We start from the raw sequence: 3308 nt of genomic DNA, 5'->3' as shown, positions 1-3308 counted from the left end.
TCCCTAGAAGGATTGAAACCACCCGGCTGAGCTTGTCCGGCAACTGCATGGCGCCAGTCACTGATCATCCCTAGAGGGATTGAAACCCCTCACCCTCAAACGTTGCGACCCATGCGCTGTAGTCACTGATCATCCCTAGAGGGATTGAAACGGTGATGGGCGCCGACAGCGCGCTCCGCCGACCCGGTCACTGATCATCCCTAGAGGGATTGAAACAGGTAGCGCGGGTGCTCCCTCAGGACATCAACGTCCGTCACTGATCATCCCTAGAGGGATTGAAACCTGTACCTGCGGTCGGACCCGGGGCTGGCCATGCTGGTCACTGATCATCCCTAGAGGGATTGAAACCGGTCCTTTTCCCAGCCGCATTTGGTGCAGGTCGTCACTGATCATCCCTAGAGGGATTGAAACGCCTCGCACCCCGCGCAGGCCCACAGCAGCCGCACGTCACTGATCATCCCTAGAGGGATTGAAACTTGGCCTCCCGGAACAACTCGGCCGCACCCTCCGGGTCACTGATCATCCCTAGAGGGATTGAAACCATAACTGTGCGCATGTCGTGTCAGCGTTGTCCAGTCACTGATCATCCCTAGAGGGATTGAAACGACACTGCCGCGCCGTCGCCGACCATTCCCGCGACCAGACAGCCGATCTTCAGATCGGCGTGCACACCCGACGGATCGGCCGGCCGGACATGTTCGGCGATCAGCTCGGGCAGGCCGGCGCGTTCGGCCAGTCGCATGATCGGGACGAGCCCGGCGCACGCGAGCAGGTCAGGGTCGTCGAACCGGGCATGCGTCCGCGACGCCGCATGCAACAATCGCACCGTGAAAGTGCCCTTTCGATCTGATGGACGGAAGCGTAGAGAACTCCCGTCTTCCCAGGCCAGAGGGCACTTTCGTGCTTAAACACGCCGTTAGGGCCTCATCTGGGACGGTGCGTCCAGGCTAAGAGCGCCCGGCAATAGGGGTGTGGGTCAAGGAGCGGGGCTGGGGTGCGTGCATCGCGAGGCGGCGGAGGGAGCCACCCTGTGTTGGGCGTCGACCGGCGAGCCGGACAGTCCTCTTGCCGGAGCCGCTCAGCGTGCGGATCCAGCTGGTGGGCGCGGCAGGGATCGAACCTGCGACCACTCGCTTGTAAGGCGAGCGCTCTCCCGCTGAGCTACGCGCCCTAGCCCCTCGTAAGGGTACGCAACATCGCCCTCCCGTGGGGAACCGGTGCCGCATCAGTTTGCCACGAGCCCCGACGCCGCCAGCCACCTGGTCGGGAACAGGGGCAGGGGCAGAGCGCGGACGGGCGGCCGCGGTTATGTCACGGCACGGCCCAGCACCCGCGCGAGCGCGGCCCCGATCTCGTCGCTGAGGTCGGGAGACACGGGCATGGCCTGCCTACCGGCGCTCCCCCGCGGCAGCTGGGGGCTGGCAGCCGAAAGGCCCTCGCCAGCCGACACCGGTGAGCTCTCCCGGCCGCAGTCCCGGCACGAGACCGCGCCAAGGGCCTTGGCCAGCTGGGTGGAGCCGCAGCCATCGCACCGGTCAAGAACCTCCGACCATCCCGTCACCTGCTGGCATGGCGGGCAGAACAGAACCTGTTCACCGTCGACCACCGCCCGTCGCCATGGGCTGGACCCGCGCGCGGGATCGGTCTGACGGACGTGACAACGAAAACACGGCATCGCGCGACTACTAACTCCCTCAAGGCCGCCGGGCACGGATTCATGATCGCACACCCGGCGGCCGGCCAGCTCCCTCAGGACCACCAGTGACATACCGGATGATGCTTGCGGTCTGGCACCTGGCGGGTTGACGGGACGATCGAGGCAGGCTACAGGGCCGCGAGCGCCTTCAGATACTCGGCATGGTCGCGTGCTTCGCCAGGCCCGTTGACAACCCTCCAGCGCACGATGCCCTCTTTGTCGATGACGAAGGTCGCCCGCACCGCGAAGCCCTTGCTCTCCTCCAGAACGCCGTAACTGCACGCAACCTCGCCGTGCGGCCAGAAGTCCGCGAGCAGCGGGAAATCATAGCCCTCGCGGTCAGCCCACACCTTGTGAGCGTAAGGCGAGTCGACGGAGATGGCGAGCAGCTGCACATCGTCGTTCTGGAACGACGAGAGATCGTCACGGACCGCGCAGAGCTCGCCCTGGCAGATGCCGGTAAAAGTAAGCGGGTAAAACAAAAGAACAACGTTACGACGTCCACGGAACTCCGAGAGCACAACCTCCTCGTTATTTTGATCACGCAAAGTGAAATCTGGGGCAGCGGTGCCCACCTCTACGGCCACTGGGCAATCCTCTCGACAGCGGACGGTGTCCCGTCAGGAAAGGGCGGTCGACCACGCGCACCCAGCATGCCACCTGATCAACCTTGACATCCGCCACGGCAGGCCGAAGGTGTGCGCCGGCCAGGTAACCATGCGGAAGGGACGCGTCCGAAGCCTCACCTGCGAATATCACAACCAGTAATATTTGCCCTGTTGCGTCGCTCCGGGTAAAAATCCGCTACCTCGGTCGCTTCGTCGACCATCGGACTGGACGCGGCCGAAGCCGCCACGCCCTAGACCATCTGTGATGACCATGCATGACTTAGAGCGCCCGGCAATAGGGGTGTGGATCAAGGAGCGGGGCTGGGGTGCGTGCATCGCGAGGCGGCGGAGGCAGCCGCCGGAGGTGTCGGGTGGCGACCGACGAGCCGGGGTACCCGTGCATCCCGCGGCGATGGACGGGCAGCGATGACGCGAGGTGCGTGCCCTGGCCCCGCGACGCCGCGTCCCCTATGGCCGGTCGCTCTTACTGGGGCACTACTGAGATCAGTTGCGACCGGGCGGCCGACCGTACACCGAGCGGTACACGGAACAGGGGAACGCGGTGACCGACCAGAACCTCAGTCCGTACGGTCAGCTCCACGGGGACCAGCAGCCATGCGGGCCGCGGCGCGTCGATGAGCACGACCAGCCCCGCCGCCCGCGTCCACCGGGCGACAGGCCCGAACGCGACGGCCGGCTCACCAGCGTGTCCCAGCCTGGTGTGCCCCAGCCCGGCGGGCCGCCGGTCCCCGGCCGCGCGAACCCGGGTTCGACAACACCCGCTCCCAGCGGCTACCCGCAGCCGGCAGACACCGGCATCTACGGCAAACGCCGCAGCCCCTTCGCCGTCTGGCTCGGCCTTCCTCTCATCACTCTTGGTATATACAGCATCATCTGGATCTATAAGATCACCAGAGAACTCAACGAGTACGACCAACGAAACGTGATCGATCCGATCCGTCCGGTGCTTGCGGTGACGCTCGGCGTCTTCCTCATCTTTCCAC

The 3308-nt window shown here is 65.1% G+C and carries 3 protein-coding genes, 1 tRNA gene and 1 CRISPR repeat array; of the genes, 1 reads left to right on the top strand and 3 read right to left on the bottom strand.

The window, feature by feature from the left end; all coding sequences use genetic code 11:
- Window positions 1-56 precede the first annotated feature (56 nt).
- Window positions 57-605: a CRISPR direct-repeat array (repeat unit 30 nt; unit sequence GTCACTGATCATCCCTAGAGGGATTGAAAC).
- A 491-nt stretch (window positions 606-1096) separates the two neighbouring features.
- The 3 genes from MJ777_RS20210 to MJ777_RS20200 form a co-directional block, all read right to left on the bottom strand.
- Window positions 1097-1171: transfer RNA gene (locus tag MJ777_RS20210), tRNA-Val, on the bottom strand.
- Between the two features lie 135 nt (window positions 1172-1306).
- On the bottom strand, window positions 1307-1606 hold the full coding sequence (locus MJ777_RS20205) for a hypothetical protein (protein ID WP_239377457.1): 300 nt from the start codon (window positions 1604-1606) through the stop codon (window positions 1307-1309).
- 218 nt (window positions 1607-1824) lie between these two features.
- A complete protein-coding gene (locus MJ777_RS20200) occupies window positions 1825-2283 on the bottom strand; it encodes a peroxiredoxin (RefSeq protein WP_239377456.1) in 459 nt (152 codons plus the stop codon).
- 583 nt (window positions 2284-2866) lie between these two features.
- On the opposite strand from MJ777_RS20200, the gene MJ777_RS20195 reads away from it, so the two are divergent.
- A partial coding sequence (locus MJ777_RS20195) for a DUF4234 domain-containing protein (RefSeq protein WP_239377455.1) occupies window positions 2867-3308 on the top strand: 442 nt, incomplete at its 3' end.

It is taken from the genome of Protofrankia sp. Cj5 (genome assembly GCF_917627405.1).
Classification (GTDB): domain Bacteria; phylum Actinomycetota; class Actinomycetes; order Frankiales; family Frankiaceae; genus Protofrankia.
The sequence above is the reverse complement of the archived record's forward strand: the minus strand, read 5'-3'. Positions and strand labels throughout refer to the sequence as shown.